The 14,670-nt window shown below is 67.3% G+C and carries 17 protein-coding genes; 11 read left to right on the top strand and 6 right to left on the bottom strand.

Going from position 1 to position 14,670, the window contains the following annotated elements:
- Position 1 precedes the first annotated feature (1 nt).
- From AU185_RS14465 to bla, 3 genes are read left to right on the top strand one after another with little or no spacing between them, the layout of a single operon-like run.
- Positions 2–2,260, top strand: coding sequence for a polyribonucleotide nucleotidyltransferase (locus tag AU185_RS14465; RefSeq protein ID WP_059099774.1), 2,259 nt, complete (start codon positions 2–4; stop codon positions 2,258–2,260).
- Positions 2,238–3,578 carry a M16 family metallopeptidase gene (locus AU185_RS14460; RefSeq protein ID WP_082683897.1) on the top strand — a complete coding sequence of 447 codons (1,341 nt, stop codon included), beginning with the start codon at positions 2,238–2,240 and terminating at the stop codon, positions 3,576–3,578. The genes AU185_RS14465 and AU185_RS14460 overlap by 23 nt, the downstream gene beginning before the upstream one ends.
- An 18-nt stretch (positions 3,579–3,596) precedes the next feature.
- Positions 3,597–4,490 carry a class A beta-lactamase gene (gene bla / locus AU185_RS14455; RefSeq protein ID WP_059099775.1) on the top strand — a complete coding sequence of 298 codons (894 nt, stop codon included), beginning with the start codon at positions 3,597–3,599 and terminating at the stop codon, positions 4,488–4,490.
- 195 nt (positions 4,491–4,685) lie between these two features.
- Here the strand turns inward: bla and ald are convergent, their stop codons facing one another.
- Entirely contained in the window at positions 4,686–5,801 is a 1,116-nt protein-coding gene (ald, locus tag AU185_RS14450) for an alanine dehydrogenase (protein ID WP_059099776.1), read from the bottom strand.
- Between the two features lie 64 nt (positions 5,802–5,865).
- Between ald and aldR the strand changes: the two genes are divergently transcribed.
- Positions 5,866–6,408 (top strand): HTH-type transcriptional regulator AldR, encoded by a 543-nt coding sequence (aldR, locus tag AU185_RS14445; protein WP_082683896.1) that lies wholly within the window; start codon positions 5,866–5,868, stop codon positions 6,406–6,408.
- A gap of 15 nt (positions 6,409–6,423) precedes the next feature.
- On the opposite strand, the gene AU185_RS14440 is transcribed toward aldR, so the two are convergent.
- Complete coding sequence (locus AU185_RS14440; RefSeq protein WP_059099778.1) at positions 6,424–7,326, bottom strand: NAD-dependent epimerase/dehydratase family protein; 903 nt, start codon at positions 7,324–7,326, stop codon at positions 6,424–6,426.
- Positions 7,327–7,378: 52 nt separating this feature from the next.
- Between AU185_RS14440 and dapB the strand changes: the two genes are divergently transcribed.
- The 4 genes from dapB to AU185_RS14420 are packed head-to-tail and all read left to right on the top strand — an operon-like array spanning position 7,379 to position 9,505.
- A complete protein-coding gene (gene dapB, locus AU185_RS14435; RefSeq protein WP_059099779.1) occupies positions 7,379–8,113 on the top strand; it encodes a 4-hydroxy-tetrahydrodipicolinate reductase in 735 nt (244 codons plus the stop codon).
- Positions 8,113–8,577, top strand: coding sequence for a hypothetical protein (locus AU185_RS14430; protein ID WP_059099780.1), 465 nt, complete (start codon positions 8,113–8,115; stop codon positions 8,575–8,577). The genes dapB and AU185_RS14430 overlap by 1 nt, the downstream gene beginning before the upstream one ends.
- Positions 8,574–9,032 (top strand): flavodoxin family protein, encoded by a 459-nt coding sequence (locus AU185_RS14425; protein ID WP_059099781.1) that lies wholly within the window; start codon positions 8,574–8,576, stop codon positions 9,030–9,032. The genes AU185_RS14430 and AU185_RS14425 overlap by 4 nt, the downstream gene beginning before the upstream one ends.
- Before the next feature lie 2 nt (positions 9,033–9,034).
- Positions 9,035–9,505: a hypothetical protein gene (locus tag AU185_RS14420; protein WP_059099782.1), complete on the top strand. Its 471-nt coding sequence runs from the start codon at positions 9,035–9,037 to the stop codon at positions 9,503–9,505.
- On the opposite strand, the gene AU185_RS14415 is transcribed toward AU185_RS14420, so the two are convergent.
- Both AU185_RS14415 and AU185_RS14410 read right to left on the bottom strand, forming a co-directional pair.
- On the bottom strand, positions 9,499–10,422 hold the full coding sequence (locus AU185_RS14415) for an HpcH/HpaI aldolase/citrate lyase family protein (protein ID WP_059099783.1): 924 nt from the start codon (positions 10,420–10,422) through the stop codon (positions 9,499–9,501). The two genes, AU185_RS14420 and AU185_RS14415, sit on opposite strands and share 7 nt — an antisense overlap.
- A gap of 57 nt (positions 10,423–10,479) precedes the next feature.
- The gene (locus AU185_RS14410) at positions 10,480–11,220 is read right to left on the bottom strand and encodes a dienelactone hydrolase family protein (protein WP_059099784.1); all 741 of its coding nucleotides are present in this window, start codon (positions 11,218–11,220) and stop codon (positions 10,480–10,482) included.
- Between the two features lie 43 nt (positions 11,221–11,263).
- Between AU185_RS14410 and AU185_RS14405 the strand changes: the two genes are divergently transcribed.
- The 3 genes from AU185_RS14405 (at position 11,264) to AU185_RS14395 (ending at position 13,951) form a co-directional block, all read left to right on the top strand.
- On the top strand, positions 11,264–12,064 hold the full coding sequence (locus tag AU185_RS14405) for a thymidylate synthase (protein ID WP_059099785.1): 801 nt from the start codon (positions 11,264–11,266) through the stop codon (positions 12,062–12,064).
- Positions 12,061–12,543 (top strand): dihydrofolate reductase, encoded by a 483-nt coding sequence (locus AU185_RS14400; RefSeq protein WP_059099786.1) that lies wholly within the window; start codon positions 12,061–12,063, stop codon positions 12,541–12,543. Before AU185_RS14405 ends, AU185_RS14400 begins: the two co-directional genes overlap by 4 nt.
- Positions 12,544–12,685: 142 nt before the next feature.
- Complete coding sequence (locus AU185_RS14395) at positions 12,686–13,951, top strand: winged helix-turn-helix domain-containing protein (protein WP_059099787.1); 1,266 nt, start codon at positions 12,686–12,688, stop codon at positions 13,949–13,951.
- Here the strand turns inward: AU185_RS14395 and AU185_RS14390 are convergent.
- Together AU185_RS14390 and AU185_RS14385 are read right to left on the bottom strand one after the other, a co-directional pair.
- Positions 13,919–14,356, bottom strand: a complete 438-nt coding sequence (locus AU185_RS14390) for a type II toxin-antitoxin system VapC family toxin (protein ID WP_059156983.1) — start codon at positions 14,354–14,356, stop codon at positions 13,919–13,921. The two genes, AU185_RS14395 and AU185_RS14390, sit on opposite strands and share 33 nt — an antisense overlap.
- Positions 14,353–14,595, bottom strand: a complete 243-nt coding sequence (locus tag AU185_RS14385; RefSeq protein WP_197413441.1) for a type II toxin-antitoxin system VapB family antitoxin — start codon at positions 14,593–14,595, stop codon at positions 14,353–14,355. The genes AU185_RS14390 and AU185_RS14385 overlap by 4 nt, the downstream gene beginning before the upstream one ends.
- Between the last annotated feature and the right edge of the window lie 75 nt (positions 14,596–14,670).

The following is a 14,670-nucleotide window of genomic DNA, read 5'->3' as shown; positions in this document are numbered from 1 at the left end:
CATGTCTGTAGTTGAAATCGAAGACGGCGTGTACGAGGCGACCGCCGTGATCGACAACGGAAGCTTCGGCTCCCGCACCATCCGTTTCGAAACCGGCCGGCTCGCCCAGCAGGCCGCCGGCTCGGCCGTCGCCTATCTCGACGACGAGACCATGCTGCTGTCGGCCACGTCGGCCAGCAAGAATCCCAAGGACCACTTCGACTTCTTCCCGCTGACGGTCGACGTCGAGGAGCGGATGTACGCCGCCGGCCGCATCCCCGGCTCGTTCTTCCGTCGCGAAGGTCGCCCGTCGACTGACGCGATCCTGACCTGCCGGCTGATCGACCGGCCGCTGCGCCCGTCGTTCGTCGACGGCCTGCGCAACGAGATCCAGGTCGTGGTGACCGTGCTGTCGCTCGATCCCAAGGATCTGTACGACGTGCTCGCGATCAATGCGGCCTCGGCGTCCACCCAGCTCGCCGGCCTGCCGTTCTCCGGCCCGGTCGGTGGCGTGCGCGTCGCGCTGATCGACGGGACGTGGGTCGCGTTCCCGACCGTCGAGCAGCTCGAGCGGGCGGTGTTCGACATGGTTGTCGCCGGCCGTGTCCTCGAAGATGGGGACGTCGCGATCATGATGGTCGAGGCCGAGGCCACCGACAACGTCGTCGAGCTCATCAAAGGTGGGTCGGCGGCTCCTACAGAATCAGTGGTGGCCGAGGGCCTGGAGGCCGCCAAGCCGTTCATCAAGGTGCTGTGCGAGGCGCAGCAGGAGCTGGCCGATCGCGCCGCGAGGCCGGTCGGCGAGTATCCGGTCTTCCCCGAATACGGCGACGACGTCTACTACGCGGTCGCCTCGGTGGCCACCGAAGCGCTGTCGGAGGCGCTGACCATCGCGGGCAAGCAGGAGCGCAACGACCGCACCGACGAGATCAAGGGCGAGGTGCTCGAGCGGCTGGCCGAGCAGTACGCGGGCCGCGAGAAAGAGATCGGCGCCGCGTTCCGGTCGCTGACCAAAAAGCTTGTGCGCCAACGTATCCTGACCGACCACTTCCGCATCGACGGCCGCGGTATCACTGACATCCGCGCGCTGAGCGCCGAAGTGGCGGTGGTGCCCCGGGCGCACGGCAGCGCGCTGTTCGAGCGTGGCGAGACGCAGATTCTCGGCGTCACGACGCTGGACATGATGAAGCTGGCACAGCAGATCGACTCGCTGGGGCCCGAGACCAGCAAGCGCTACATGCACCACTACAACTTCCCGCCGTATTCGACCGGCGAAACCGGCCGCGTCGGTTCACCCAAGCGCCGCGAGATCGGCCACGGTGCGCTGGCGGAGCGGGCGATCATGCCGGTGCTGCCGAGCGTCGAGGAGTTCCCCTACGCGATCCGTCAGGTGTCGGAGGCGTTGAGCTCCAACGGTTCTACCTCGATGGGCTCGGTGTGTGCGTCGACGCTGGCACTGCTCAACGCCGGTGTGCCGCTGAAGGCACCGGTCGCGGGCATCGCGATGGGCCTCGTGTCCGACGACATCGAAGTTGACGGCAAGAGCGAGCGCCGCTTCGTGGCGCTGACCGACATCCTCGGCGCCGAGGATGCGTTCGGCGACATGGACTTCAAGGTTGCGGGCACCAAGGAGTTCGTCACCGCGCTGCAGCTGGACACCAAGCTCGACGGCATCCCGTCGCAGGTGCTGGCCGGCGCGTTGAGCCAGGCCAAGGATGCCCGGCTGACCATCCTCGAGGTGATGGCCGAGGCGATCGACGGGCCCGACGAGATGAGCCCGTACGCACCGCGGATCACGACGATCAAGGTGCCGGTGGACAAGATCGGCGAGGTGATCGGGCCCAAGGGCAAGATCATCAACCAGATCACCGAGGACACCGGCGCGCAGATCTCCATCGAGGACGACGGCACCGTGTTCGTCGGCGCGACCGACGGACCCTCGGCCCAGGCGGCGATCGACCGCATCAACGCGATCGCCAACCCGCAGCTGCCCAAGGTCGGCGAGCGGTTCCTCGGAACCGTCGTCAAGACAACCGATTTCGGTGCGTTCGTGTCGCTGCTGCCGGGCCGGGACGGGCTGGTGCACATCTCGAAGCTGGGCCGCGGAAAGCGGATTGCCAAGGTCGAGGACGTCGTCAAGGTGGGTGACAAGCTGCGCGTGGAGATCGCCGACATCGACAACCGGGGCAAGATCTCGCTGATCCTGGTCGCCGAAGAGGACACCGCAGACGCTTCCAAACCGGACACTGCACCGGCAGATGCCGCCACGGCGAGCAGCTAGGGAGTTGCGCCGCAGCGCACGCGGCGACGGGTCATCGTTGGCGGTGCGCCGCACCGTGTTGCCCGGTGGCCTGCGCGTGGTCACCGAATACATCCCGTCGGTGCACTCGGCATCGGTCGGGCTGTGGGTCAACGTCGGTTCGCGCGACGAGGGCCACAGCGTCGCGGGCGCGGCCCACTTCCTGGAGCACCTGCTGTTCAAGTCGACGCCGACGCGGTCCGCGGTGGACATCGCCCAGGCCGTCGACGCGGTCGGCGGTGAATTGAACGCGTTCACCGCCAAGGAGCACACCTGCTACTACGCGCATGTGCTCGACTCCGACCTGGAGCTGGCCGTCGACCTGGTCGCCGACGTGGTATTGCGCGGCCAGTGCGCCGTCGAGGATGTCGAGGTCGAACGCGACGTGGTGCTCGAGGAGATCGCGATGCGCGACGACGATCCCGAGGACACCCTCGGCGACGTGTTCCTGTCGGCGATGTTCGGCTCTCATCCGGTGGGCCGTCCGGTGATCGGCAGCGTGAAGTCGATTTCGGAGATGTCCCGCGCGCAACTGCATTCGTTCCACCTCCGGCGCTACACCCCCGAGCGGATGGTGCTGGCGGTCGCGGGCAACGTCGACCATGACGAGGTGGTGGCGCTCACGCGCGAGTACTTCGGCGCTCGGCTGGTCCGTGGGCGCACGCCGGTGCCGCCCCGCAAGGGCAGCGGCCGGGTCGGTGGGCGGCCCAGCCTGCAGCTGGTCAGCCGTGACGCCGAGCAGACCCACCTGACGCTGGGTGTGCGCACGCCGGGGCGGCACTGGGAACACCGGTGGGCGCTGTCGGTGCTCAACACCGCGTTGGGTGGTGGGCTGAGCTCGCGGCTGTTCCAGGAGATCCGCGAGACCCGCGGGCTGGCGTACTCGGTGTACTCGACGGTGGACACGTTCTCCGACAGCGGGGCGCTGTCGGTCTACGCGGGTTGTCTGCCGGAACGATTCAACGAAGTGGTCCGGGTGACCACCGATGTCCTGCAGGCGGTGGCCCGCGACGGCATCAGCGAGGCGGAATGCCGGATCGCGAAGGGATCGCTGAGGGGCGGTCTGGTGCTCGGCCTCGAGGATTCCGGCTCGCGGATGAACCGCATCGGCCGCAGCGAACTGCATTTCGGTGAGCACCGCACCATCGAACAGACGCTGGCGAACATCGATGCGGTGACGCTCGACGAGGTCAACGCGGTCGCCCGGAAATTGTTGAGCCGGCCCTACGGTGGCGCGGTGCTGGGGCCGCAAAGGTCGAAAAGGTCGCTGCCACAGCCGCTTCGGTCGATCGCGAGCTGATCGACTACCGTTGGGCCGATGATTCGACTGTCGAGGCGGCATGTCCTGATCGGCGGCCTGACGCTGGCAGCCGTCGCCGCCTGCACCGAAAAGCAAGCGGTGGCCGATCCCCGCGCCGTGCCGCCGATCGACGCCCGGATCGGCGAATTCGAGCGTCAGCACAATGCGCTCATCGGGGTTTTCGCCGTCAACCTGGACACCGGACGGGCCATCGCGCACCGCGCGCAGGAGCCGTTCGCGATGTGCTCGACGTTCAAGGGCTACGCCGCCGCGCGGATCCTGCAGAAAGCCGAGCGCGGCGAGCTCGCGCTGTCGGATCGCGTGGCCGTCGAGCAGAGCGACATCGTGCCCAACTCGCCGGTCACCCAGACTCGGGTCGGGCAGACGATGACACTTGCCGAACTGTGTGAAGCGGCCCTGCAGAGAAGCGACAACGCCGCAGGCAACCTGCTGCTCCGGGCGATCGGTGGGCCGCCCGCAATCACCGACTTCGCCCGCAGCATCGGCGACCAACGGTCACGGCTGGACCGCTGGGAGGTCGAGCTCAACGCGGCAGTTCCCGGCGACCCTCGCGACACCACCACACCGGAGGCCATCGGCGGCGGCTACCGGTCGATGCTCACCGGCGCCGTGCTCGCGGAGCCGCAACGCCGGCTGCTCGAGGACTGGATGCGGGCCAATCAGACGTCAAGCGTGCGACCGGCGCTCGCGCCGGGATGGACGACGGCCGACAAGACCGGCAGCGGCGACTACGGCAGCACCAACGACGTGGGCGTCGCGTTTGGTCCCGACGGTCGACGGCTACTGCTGGCGGTGATGACGCGATCCGCTGGGAACGACCCGAATGCACCGAACATGCGGCCACTGATCGGCGAGCTGGCCGCCCTGCTCGTTGCGGCGCTGCTCGCCTGATCCGTGGCCCCCGAGCCGCCCCGACCCCCCGCGGCCGGGGGCGACCGGTGGAGCGGCTGTCCCCCCATGCGCCCCCCGGCGCCAGCCGCTGACGTCAACGGTATGGCACCAACGGCGGCGGAGGAATCGGGCGAATCCCTATCATTTCGGCCCGGTACGGGACGGGCACCGGGCGCACAACCGCGCGCGCACGGTCTAGACCAGCACTGACGCCGGATCGGTGTACGGCAGGCCGAGATCGGCCGCGACGCGTTCGGACAGCAGCGCCCCGGCATGCGTGGACAGGCCCTTGGCCAGCGCGGCATCCGCCCGGCACGCCGCCCGCCAGCCCTGGTCGGCCAACCTCAGCACGTAGGGCATGGTGGCGTTCGTCAGGGCGTAGGTGGAGGTGCGGGGCACGGCGCCGGGCATGTTGGCGACGCAATAGAAAACGGTGTCGTGCACGGCGAACGTCGGATCGTCGTGGGTGGTCGGTCGGGAGTCCTCGAAGCAACCGCCCTGGTCGATCGCGATGTCGACCAGCACCGCGCCCGGCTTCATGTGGGCGACGGTCGAATTCGTCACCAGTTTGGGCGTCTTGGCACCCGGCACCAGCACCGCACCGATCACCAGGTCGGCGCGTTTGACGGCGTCCTCGAGTTCGAGGATCGACGAGTAGCGGGTCTCGATGCGGCCGCCGAACTCGGCGTCCATTTCGCGCAGTTTGTTGATGTCGACGTCGAACACGGTGACGTGCGCACCCATGCCGGCAGCCACCCGCGCGGCGTGGTAGCCGGCGGTGCCGCAGCCGATCACGACGACGTCGGCGGGCGCGACACCCGGCACGCCTCCCATCAACACGCCCCGGCCGCCGTGGCTGGACATCAGGTGATACGCGCCGACCTGTGCCGACAACCGCCCGGCCACCTCGCTCATCGGGGCCAGCAGCGGAAGTGCACCGTCGGCGGTTTGGACGGTTTCGTACGCGATCGACGTCGCGCCGGACGCCATCAGCGCATCGGTGCACGGGCGAGCCGCCGCCAGATGCAGATACGTGAACAGGGTCTGGCCGTGGCGCATCCGGTGGTACTCGGCGTCGATCGGTTCCTTGACCTTGAGCAACAGTTCGGCCTCGGCCCACACCTGGTCGGCGCTGGTGATCACCTGAGCGCCCGCGCGCTTGAAGTCGGCGTCCGCGATCGCCGAACCCTCGCCCGCGCCGGATTGGACGATCACCTCGTGTCCGTGATGCACCAACTCCGCGACACCCGCCGGGGTGATGGCGACCCGGAACTCGTTGTTCTTGATCTCGGTTGGGATGCCGACGCGCATGTCCGCTCCTCGCAAAGACGCTGTACCTCCAGTTTGAAGAAGCTTCGAATTCACGGCAACAAACATGCTCAGAATTCTGTATTGTCGCCATGTGACGGCGTCTTCTTCGACAACGGACGCGGGTAGGGCGGATCGGCCGAAGGATGTTCGGCCGTACGCGGTCGACGCTGTCGACCGCCGGATCCTGACCGCGTTGCATCGCGACGCGCGGATGTCGAACCACGCGCTTGCCGACGCCGTGGGAATCGCACCGTCGACCTGCCACGGCCGGGTGCGCCGGCTCCAGGAGCTGGGGGTGATCCGCGGTTTCTACACCGACATCGACCCGGCCGCGATCGGCCTGCCGCTCCAGGCCATGATCTCGGTGAGCCTGCAGTCCAGCGCGCGCGGCAAGATCCACAGCTTCATCCAGCAGATCCGGCGTATGCCGCAGGTGATGAACGTGTACTTCCTGGCGGGCGCAGACGACTTCATCCTGCATGTCGCCGCGCGAGACACCGACGACCTTCGGGCGTTCGTGGTGGAGAACCTCAACGCCGACGCGGACGTCGCGGGTACGCAGACGTCGCTGATCTTCGAGCACCTGCGGGGCGCCTCGCCGTTGTAACCCCGGCGAGCGGTCTCACGTGCCGACGAGATCCGGGTGGAACTTGGTTGCCATGCGGCGCAGGCCGTCGCGCCAGTCGACCGTGGTGGAGCCGACGAGCTCCCTCATTCGGCTGACGTCAACTGGGTTGCCGCGCAACGCATCCGCGTCCACCTCGAACACCGGCTCGCGGCCCACCAGCGAGCCGAGGTAGGTGCACCACTCCTGGATGCTGATCGTCTGTTCGCCGGCCCAATTAATGGTCGTCGCGGGAACAGACGCGGCCGCAAGCAGTTTCGGGACGGTCGCAATGATGTCGTGCTCGTGGATCGGGTTGTAGAGCGCCGCTGCGCCCGGCGGCACCGGGATCGGCATCCCGGCCAGGATCATCTCCAGGTGAAACAACGGCCACCCGCCGTTGTCCCCGTACGGGACGTTGAGCCGGGCGATCGTCGTCGGCACGCCGAGCGCGCGGGCCATCGACCGGGCGACCACCTCACCGGCGATCTTGGAGATGGAATACGTCGGGAACAGGTGCTTGTGGTTGTCGCCCAGAGCAGCGTTCTCGGTTCGCGGCTCGTCGTGGGGCGGGTCGTAGACGGCGGCCGACGAGCAGTGCAGGAACGCTTTGGCGTCAGGGCAGTGGGCCATCAGCAGGCCGACCGATTCCGCGTTGGCGCCGAGGTCCTTGTCCCAGCGGCCGCTCTTGGCAACCGCGAAGTTGAGCACATAGTCGAAATCTCTTGGCAGAGAGTCGAAAACCCCTGCCGCCATGTTGACGGTTTCACAGCGCACCCCGGCCGCTGCGAGCCCGTCGCGGGCCGTGGCATCGGTGAACCGGGCGATGCCCCACACCTCGTTGTCGACGACGAGCGCCTCGGCGAGGGGGGCCGCGACCTGACCCGTCGCACCGGTGACCAGTATCTTGGCGCCCTGCATGCGCCGATGGTAGGGGAGGGTCGCCCATGCCGTGGCCGGATAGGGTGACCCCATGCGAGTCGGAGTACTGGGCGCCAAGGGCAAGGTAGGGACCACGATGGTCGAGGCCGTCGAGGCCGCCGACGATCTGACGTTCACGGCCGGCGTCGACGCCGGCGACCCGCTGAGCCGGCTTGTCGACGCCCAGACCGAGGTCGTCATCGACTTCACCCATCCCGACGTGGTGATGGACAACCTCCAGTTCCTCATCGAGAACGGAATACACGCCGTCGTCGGCACCACCGGGTTCACCGACGACCGGTTGGCACAGGTCCGTCAGTGGTTGGACGCCGAACCGGACGCCGCGGTTCTCATCGCGCCCAACTTCGCGATCGGCGCGGTGTTGTCGATGCATTTCGCGCAGCAGGCCGCCCGCTACTTCGAGTCCGTCGAAGTCATCGAACTTCACCACCCGCACAAGGCCGATGCGCCGTCCGGCACTGCGGCACGCACCGCGCGGCTCATCGCCGAGGCGCGAAAAGACATGCCGCCCAATCCGGATGCCACCAGCACCGGTTTGGAAGGCGCTCGCGGCGCCGATGTGTACGGTGTGCCGGTGCACTCCGTGCGCTTGGCGGGGCTCGTCGCCCACCAGGAGGTGCTTTTCGGCACGCAGGGGGAGACGCTGACGATTCGGCACGACAGCCTGGACCGGACCTCGTTCGTGCCCGGAGTTCTGCTCGCGGTTCGGCGGGTGGCCGAGCGCCCCGGGCTCACGGTGGGTATCGAGCCGCTTCTCGACCTGTAATGGCCGACGGCGGTCGCGCACTGCGCATTCAACTGCTGATCGGCTTCATGTGCGTTGCGCTGGTCGTCTACTTCGTGCTGCTCGGGCGCATTGCGATGGCGTTCGTCACCACCGGGGAGCCGGCCGCCGTCGGCTTGGGTTTGGCGCTGATGATCCTGCCGCTGATCGGGCTGTGGGCCATGCTCAGCACGCTGCGCGCGGGCCTGACCCATCAGCGGCTCGCGCGCATCGTCCGAGACGAGGGCCTGGAACTCGACGTCAGCGCGCTGCCGCGGATGGCGTCGGGGCGGATCCAGCGAGACGCCGCCGATGCACTGTTCGCGACCGTGCGCGAAGAATTGGAGAAGGACCCGGACAACTGGCGGCGCTGGTATCGACTGGCACGGGCGTACGACTACGCCGGTGACCGCAGTCGCGCGCGGGAGGCGATGAAGAAGGCCGTCGAACTGGAGGAGCGCCGATGAGCAAGACGCTGTTGGTCGTCCATCACACTCCATCGCCCGGCACCCGCGAGTTGCTCGAGGCCGTCGTCGACGGCGCCAAGGACCCCGAGATCACCGGCGTCGACGTCGTCGTCAGACCCGCGTTGGCCGCAACCCTGCCCGACATGCTCGACGCCGACGGCTACCTGTTCGGGACAACCGCGAACTTCGGGTACATGAGCGGCGCACTCAAGCACTTCTTCGACACCGTGTACTACCCGAGCCTCGACCACGTCGGCGGACGCCCGTACGGGTTATGGGTGCACGGCAACAACGACACGGTCGGCGCGGTCAACGCGGTGGACAAGCTCGCTGCCGGGCTGGCACTGTCCAAGGTGGCGGATGTGCTCGAGGTTGTCGGACCCGTCGACGCCGGTGTCCGTGAGCGAGCCTACGAATTGGGCGGCACATTGGCCGCGACCCTGATGGAGGACTAGGCATGCCGGGTATTGCCGATCTCGCACTGGGCGCTGCGCCTATCGCGGGCGGTGCCATGTTGGGTGTGATCGCAGGAAATCTCAAGCCGCCCGACGTCCGGGGTTTGATCACCAAGGATCTCGACCTGCTGGATCGGATCCCCGCAGAGCAGGTCGAGCGCCGGGCCCGGCTGCAAGCCAGCATCGACGAGCGCATCGACGATCTGATCTCGGCCGGCGAACGCAGTCGCGAACTGCGCGAGGCGGCGATGTCGTACAAAGGCAATTGGCGCGACATCGTGGTCTTCATCTGCGCTCTGCTGTTCACCTACATCTGGTGGAACGTTAGCCACAGCCGATCCAACTGGCTGGTGATGTTCATCGCGATGATCGTGGTCTCCGTCGCCGCGGGCATCTACGCGGGCCGGGGCATCCTGCGCGCGGTCCGCCGCTTCCTGCACCGCGACGACAGCGAGCCCGCCAAGCGTCAGTAGTGGTAGGTGTCCGACGGCGCCGGAATGTGTGCCGGATCGTCGACGTCGTCGAACTCGGACACCTCGATGCCGTACGCCCGGGCCAGTTCGAGGATCTTGTTGGCCCTCGCGATGCGGGGTAGGTCCGAGCCGTTTCGGATCTCGCCGCCGTCGCGTTCGAACTCGGTGAAAAACTCCTTGGCCCAAGCGATCTCTTCGGGGGACGGGGAGAGTCCTTCGTTGACGGTGGCGCACTGCTCGGGTGTCAGGCAGATCTTGCCGGTCATGCCGAACTCGGCGCTGACGGCGGTGGCCTCGCTGAGCTTCAGCGCACTCGAACCGACCGTAGGGCCGTCGATCGCGCTCGGCAGGTGGGCGGCTTTCGCGGCGATCGTGAACCGCGACCGCGCATACGCCAGAGTGGTCGGGCTCTCGCCGAAGCCGGTGTCGCGCCGGAAGTCGCCGATACCGAAGGCGAGCCGGAACGTGCCTTTGGCCGCGGCGATAGCGGTGATGCGCTCCAGCCCCCGCGCCGTTTCGACCAGCGCGACGATCGGCACGTTCGGCAGCCGGTTGGCGGTCTCGGTGACGTGGTCGACCGATTCGACCATCGCGAGCATCACTCCGCCGACCGACGTCTTTCCCAGAGTGTCGAGATCGTCTGCCCACCATGGCGTGCCGAACCCATTGACGCGGACCCAGTCGGTGTTCCCCTCGTCGAGCCAGCGGACCACGTTGTCCCGGGCCAGGACCTTGTCCTTCGGCGCGACCGCATCTTCGATGTCCAGGACGACGATGTCCGCTCGGGACCGCACCGCCGGCGCGAACCGCTCGTACTGCGCGCCGTTGACCAGAAGCCAGCTGCGGGCGAGCACCGGGTCGATACGCGAGCCGACGTCGTCGTAGTCCTGGTGAGCGCCGGATTCGAAACCGTCCATCGGATCATCGTTGCGTATCGATGCCGCGCGGTGTGCTCGGACAGCTGCAATTGGGCATCAATTGGGCAAGGCGGATTCGAACAGTTCCTGCAGCGCGATCCAATGACGCTCGGCGGCCTCCTCGTCGTACGGCGCATTGTCGGGCACCGCGAACCCGTGTTCGGCGGGATAGAACTCCACAGTGTGGGCGACGTTGGCTGCGGTCAGCGCCTTGTCGAGGGTCTCGGCATCGTCGGGCGTGAACGCGCGGTCCTTGGCAGCGCCGGCGACGTAGACGGTGGCCTTGATCCGGTCCGCCAGCAGATGCGGGCTGGCGGGATCGTCGGTGACCAGACCGCCGGCGTGAAAGGAGCCGGCTGCGGCGACGCGGTCGGGCACCCGGCCGGCGACGACGACCGAGGTCCGGCCACCCATGCAGTAGCCGCACACGCCGAACGTGTCGCCCTTGACCTCGGGACGGCCGGCCAGGAAGTCGAAGAACGCCGCGGCGTCGGTGGCCATCATCTCGGGGGTGATCGACGAGATCATCCCGAACAGTCGCGTGCGCTGCTGCGGATCGGTGAATGCCGTCCGCATGTCGAAGGGCTCCCAGTCGCCATGGCGGTAGTACACGTCGGGCAGCAGCACCGCGTGGCCGAAGCCGGCCAGGCGGGCCGCCATCTCCTGGAAGGTGTCGCGCACGCCACCGGCGTCGACGTACATCACGACTCCGGTCCACGGCCCGGCGCCGTTGGGGGTGTGCAGGGTGACAGGGCAGGTGCCGTCGGGCGTGGTGACGGTCGCGGAGATGCTCGGCATGGCTACCGTTCTACTCGCCCGGTCTGCAAGTAAGCTGACCGGCGTGCCGATCGTCACGCCCTACGAGGATCTACTGCGGCTGGTGATGGAGCGTGGAACGCCCAAGTCGGACCGCACCGGCACCGGTACCCGTAGCTTGTTCGGCCACCAGATGCGATACGACCTCGCGGCCGGCTTTCCGCTGATCACCACCAAGAAGGTGCACACCAAGTCGATCGTCTACGAACTGCTGTGGTTTCTGCGCGGCGACTCGAATGTGCGTTGGCTACAGGAGCATGGCGTCACCATCTGGGACGAATGGGCTTCTCCGACAGGGGATCTCGGACCCATCTACGGAGTGCAGTGGCGGTCGTGGCCAACCCCGTCGGGTGAGCACATCGACCAGATCAGTGCCGCGCTGGAGCTGCTGAAGACCGACCCGGACTCGCGTCGCAACATCGTCTCGGCGTGGAACGTCGGGGAGATCCCGCAGATGGCGCTGCCGCCGTGCCACGCGTTCTTCCAGTTCTATGTGGCCGACGGCCGGCTCTCGTGTCAGCTCTACCAGCGCAGCGCGGACCTCTTCCTGGGGGTTCCGTTCAACATCGCCAGCTATGCGTTGCTGACCCACATGATGGCCGCGCAGGCCGGTCTGGATGTCGGCGAGTTCGTCTGGACCGGCGGCGACTGCCACATCTACGACAACCACGTCGAGCAGGTGCAGTTGCAGCTCAGCCGCGAGCCGCGGCCGTACCCGGAACTCGTTCTGGCGCCGCGGGATTCGATCTTCGACTACACCTACGAAGACGTCGCTATCCTCAACTACGATCCGCACCCGGCGATCAAGGCGCCCGTGGCTGTATGAGCGTGGGGCTGATCTGGGCCCAGTCCACCTCGGGTGTCATCGGGCGCGACGGCGGTATCCCGTGGCGCTTGCCGGAGGACCAGGCCCGCTTCAAGGGACTCACGATGGGCCACACGGTCGTGATGGGCCGGTTGACGTGGGAGTCGTTGCCCGCCAAGGTGCGCCCGCTGCCGGGGCGTCGGAACGTCGTGCTCACCCGCAGGTCCGGCTATGCGGCCGACGGCGCAGACGTGGTGGCGTCGCTGGAGGACACGTTGACCGATGACCTGATCTGGGTGATCGGCGGCGCGCAGATCTACGCGGCGGCGCTGCCGATCGCCACGCGCTGCGAGGTGACCGAGATCGAGGTCGACCTGCCGCGCCAGGATGCCGACGTGATGGCGCCGGTGCTCGACGAGTCGTGGATCGGCGCGGCGGGGGATTGGCTCACCAGCACGTCGGGGCTGCGCTACCGGTTCTACAGCTATCGGCGGGCCTGATGGTCGGTGACGTGCGTGTGCGTCACACGTATCGACGTTTTGCAGACCTACACCCGCACTTTGCCTGCGAAACGTCGATCGGTGTGACGTTCTCCGCTACCGACGCGCTTGAGTTGTCGGTGGTGTCCTGCAGGATGGGTGCGTGCCGACACTCACCGCGGCCCAGGCGCGACGCATCGCCGTCGCGGCGCAGGGTTTCGCCGAGGCGAAGCCGAGCGGTCCGGTCACCCGTGCGCACCTGCGCAGGCTGATCTCACGGATCCAGGTGCTGCAGTTGGACTCGGTATCGGTGTCGGTGCGCGCGCATTACGCGCCGGTGTTCAGCCGGCTGGGACCCTATAACCGCGACGTGGTGGACCAGGCGGCGTGGAGCCACTCGGCGCGATCGCCGCGACTGCTGGTCGAATATTGGTCGCACGAGGCCGCGTTGATGGCCGTCGAGGACTGGCCGCTGCTGCGTTGGCGCATGCGCGAGTACACCCACGGCCGGTGGGGCACCCACATCGTCAGACGCAACGAGAAGCTGGCCGAGCAGATCGTCGCCGCGGTGACCGAGTTGGGCCCGTCGACGGCAGGGCAGATCGCGGCCTACCTCGGCGCCGAACAGCGCGGTCGCAAGGGGCCGTGGTGGGACCGCAGCGACACCAAGTGGGTGACCGAGGCTTTGTGGTCGTCGGGCGTGTTCGCGACGGCCACCCGTGTGGGTTTCGCGCGGCATTACGACCTCGCCGAGCGGGTGCTGCCGGCGGAAGTGTTGGCGCGTGAGGTCGACGACGAAGATGCCGTACGCGAGCTGGTGCTGCGCGCGGCCGGTGCACTGGGCGTGGCGACCGAGCCGGACATTCGGGACTACTTCCGGCTGTCGCCCGGCCAGGCCAAGCCGGCTGTTGCCAAGCTCGTTGCCGACGGGGAGTTGGAGCAGGTCGAGGTCGACGGGTGGGCGGCGCCGGCGTATCTGCGGGCGGGACAGATCATTCCGCGGCGTGACCGCGGGACGGCGCTGTTGTGTCCGTTCGATCCGCTGATCTTCTTCCGCCCCCGGGTCGAGCGGCTGTTCGGATTTCATTACCGCATCGAGATTTACGTGCCCGCTGCGAAGCGCCAGTACGGCTATTACGTGTGGCCGTTTCTACTCGACGGTGAACTGGTCGGTCGGGTGGACTTGAAGGCCGATCGGACGGCGGGCGCTTTGAACGTGGTGGGCGCGTTCGCTGAGCCAGGTGCAGAGCGGCCGCGGGTGGCGTCGGCGCTGGCCGCTGAGTTGCGGTCGATGGCGTCGTGGCTGGGACTGGCGGATGTGGTGGTCGGGGAGCGCGGCGATCTGACAGACGGGCTACGCGCGGCTCTGCCCAGTGTGTGGAAGAAGCAATGCGGCTTAGGCAATCAATGGATTACGAACCGCCACTGACGAATTGAACCGCCCGAAATCGCGGTCGGCGGACCATAATTCGCGTACGCCGTGTGACCCGCATAAGGCGACGATTCGTGCGTCATGCACCAGCGGACCGGCCACCTTGCCCGCTTCGAGCAGTGTCTTGAGACGCTCCCAGTAACCCGGCGGCTCGCCGAGCAAAGACAGTGCGGGGGATGCGAGCCACGCATCGATTTGTTCGATCGCTTGGCCGGTAGTGCTGGGCGGATCGTAGATCCTGGGGTGTGTGCAGATGGCAAAGAACTCGTGCAGACATGGCCAGGGTATTGCCCAGGCGGACCGGCCTTCGGCAAGTGATTTCACCCGCTCGGCGGCCGCGGTGTGGAACTGGGCGTCGCGTCGATGCGCGTAGACCAGAATATTTGTGTCAACGGCGATCATGCCGGGTTGCCATAGACGCTGTCGCGGACCTTGTCCCACGATGCGTTACGGAACTCCGGTTGCAGGCCGCACCCGGAGACGCTGGCATCGGCAAGCACGAAAGAAGCGCCTGCCCGTTGCCGCTTGATGACGTCGCGTAGCCCGGTTTCGATCAACGCCCGCAACGTAGTACCTTCCCGGCGCGCGAGATCCTGAGCTTCTCGCAGCAACTCATCGGGAAGATTGACCGTCGTCTTCATATGGGCAACCATACCAACAAAGCCATACAGCCATATCTTCCGGTGCTGCCATAGATCCACGACACTGCCCCGCCG

The organism is Mycobacterium sp. GA-0227b (assembly GCF_001499855.1).
Taxonomy (GTDB): Bacteria; Actinomycetota; Actinomycetes; order Mycobacteriales; family Mycobacteriaceae; genus Mycobacterium.
The sequence above is the reverse complement of the archived record's forward strand: the minus strand, read 5'-3'. Positions and strand labels throughout refer to the sequence as shown.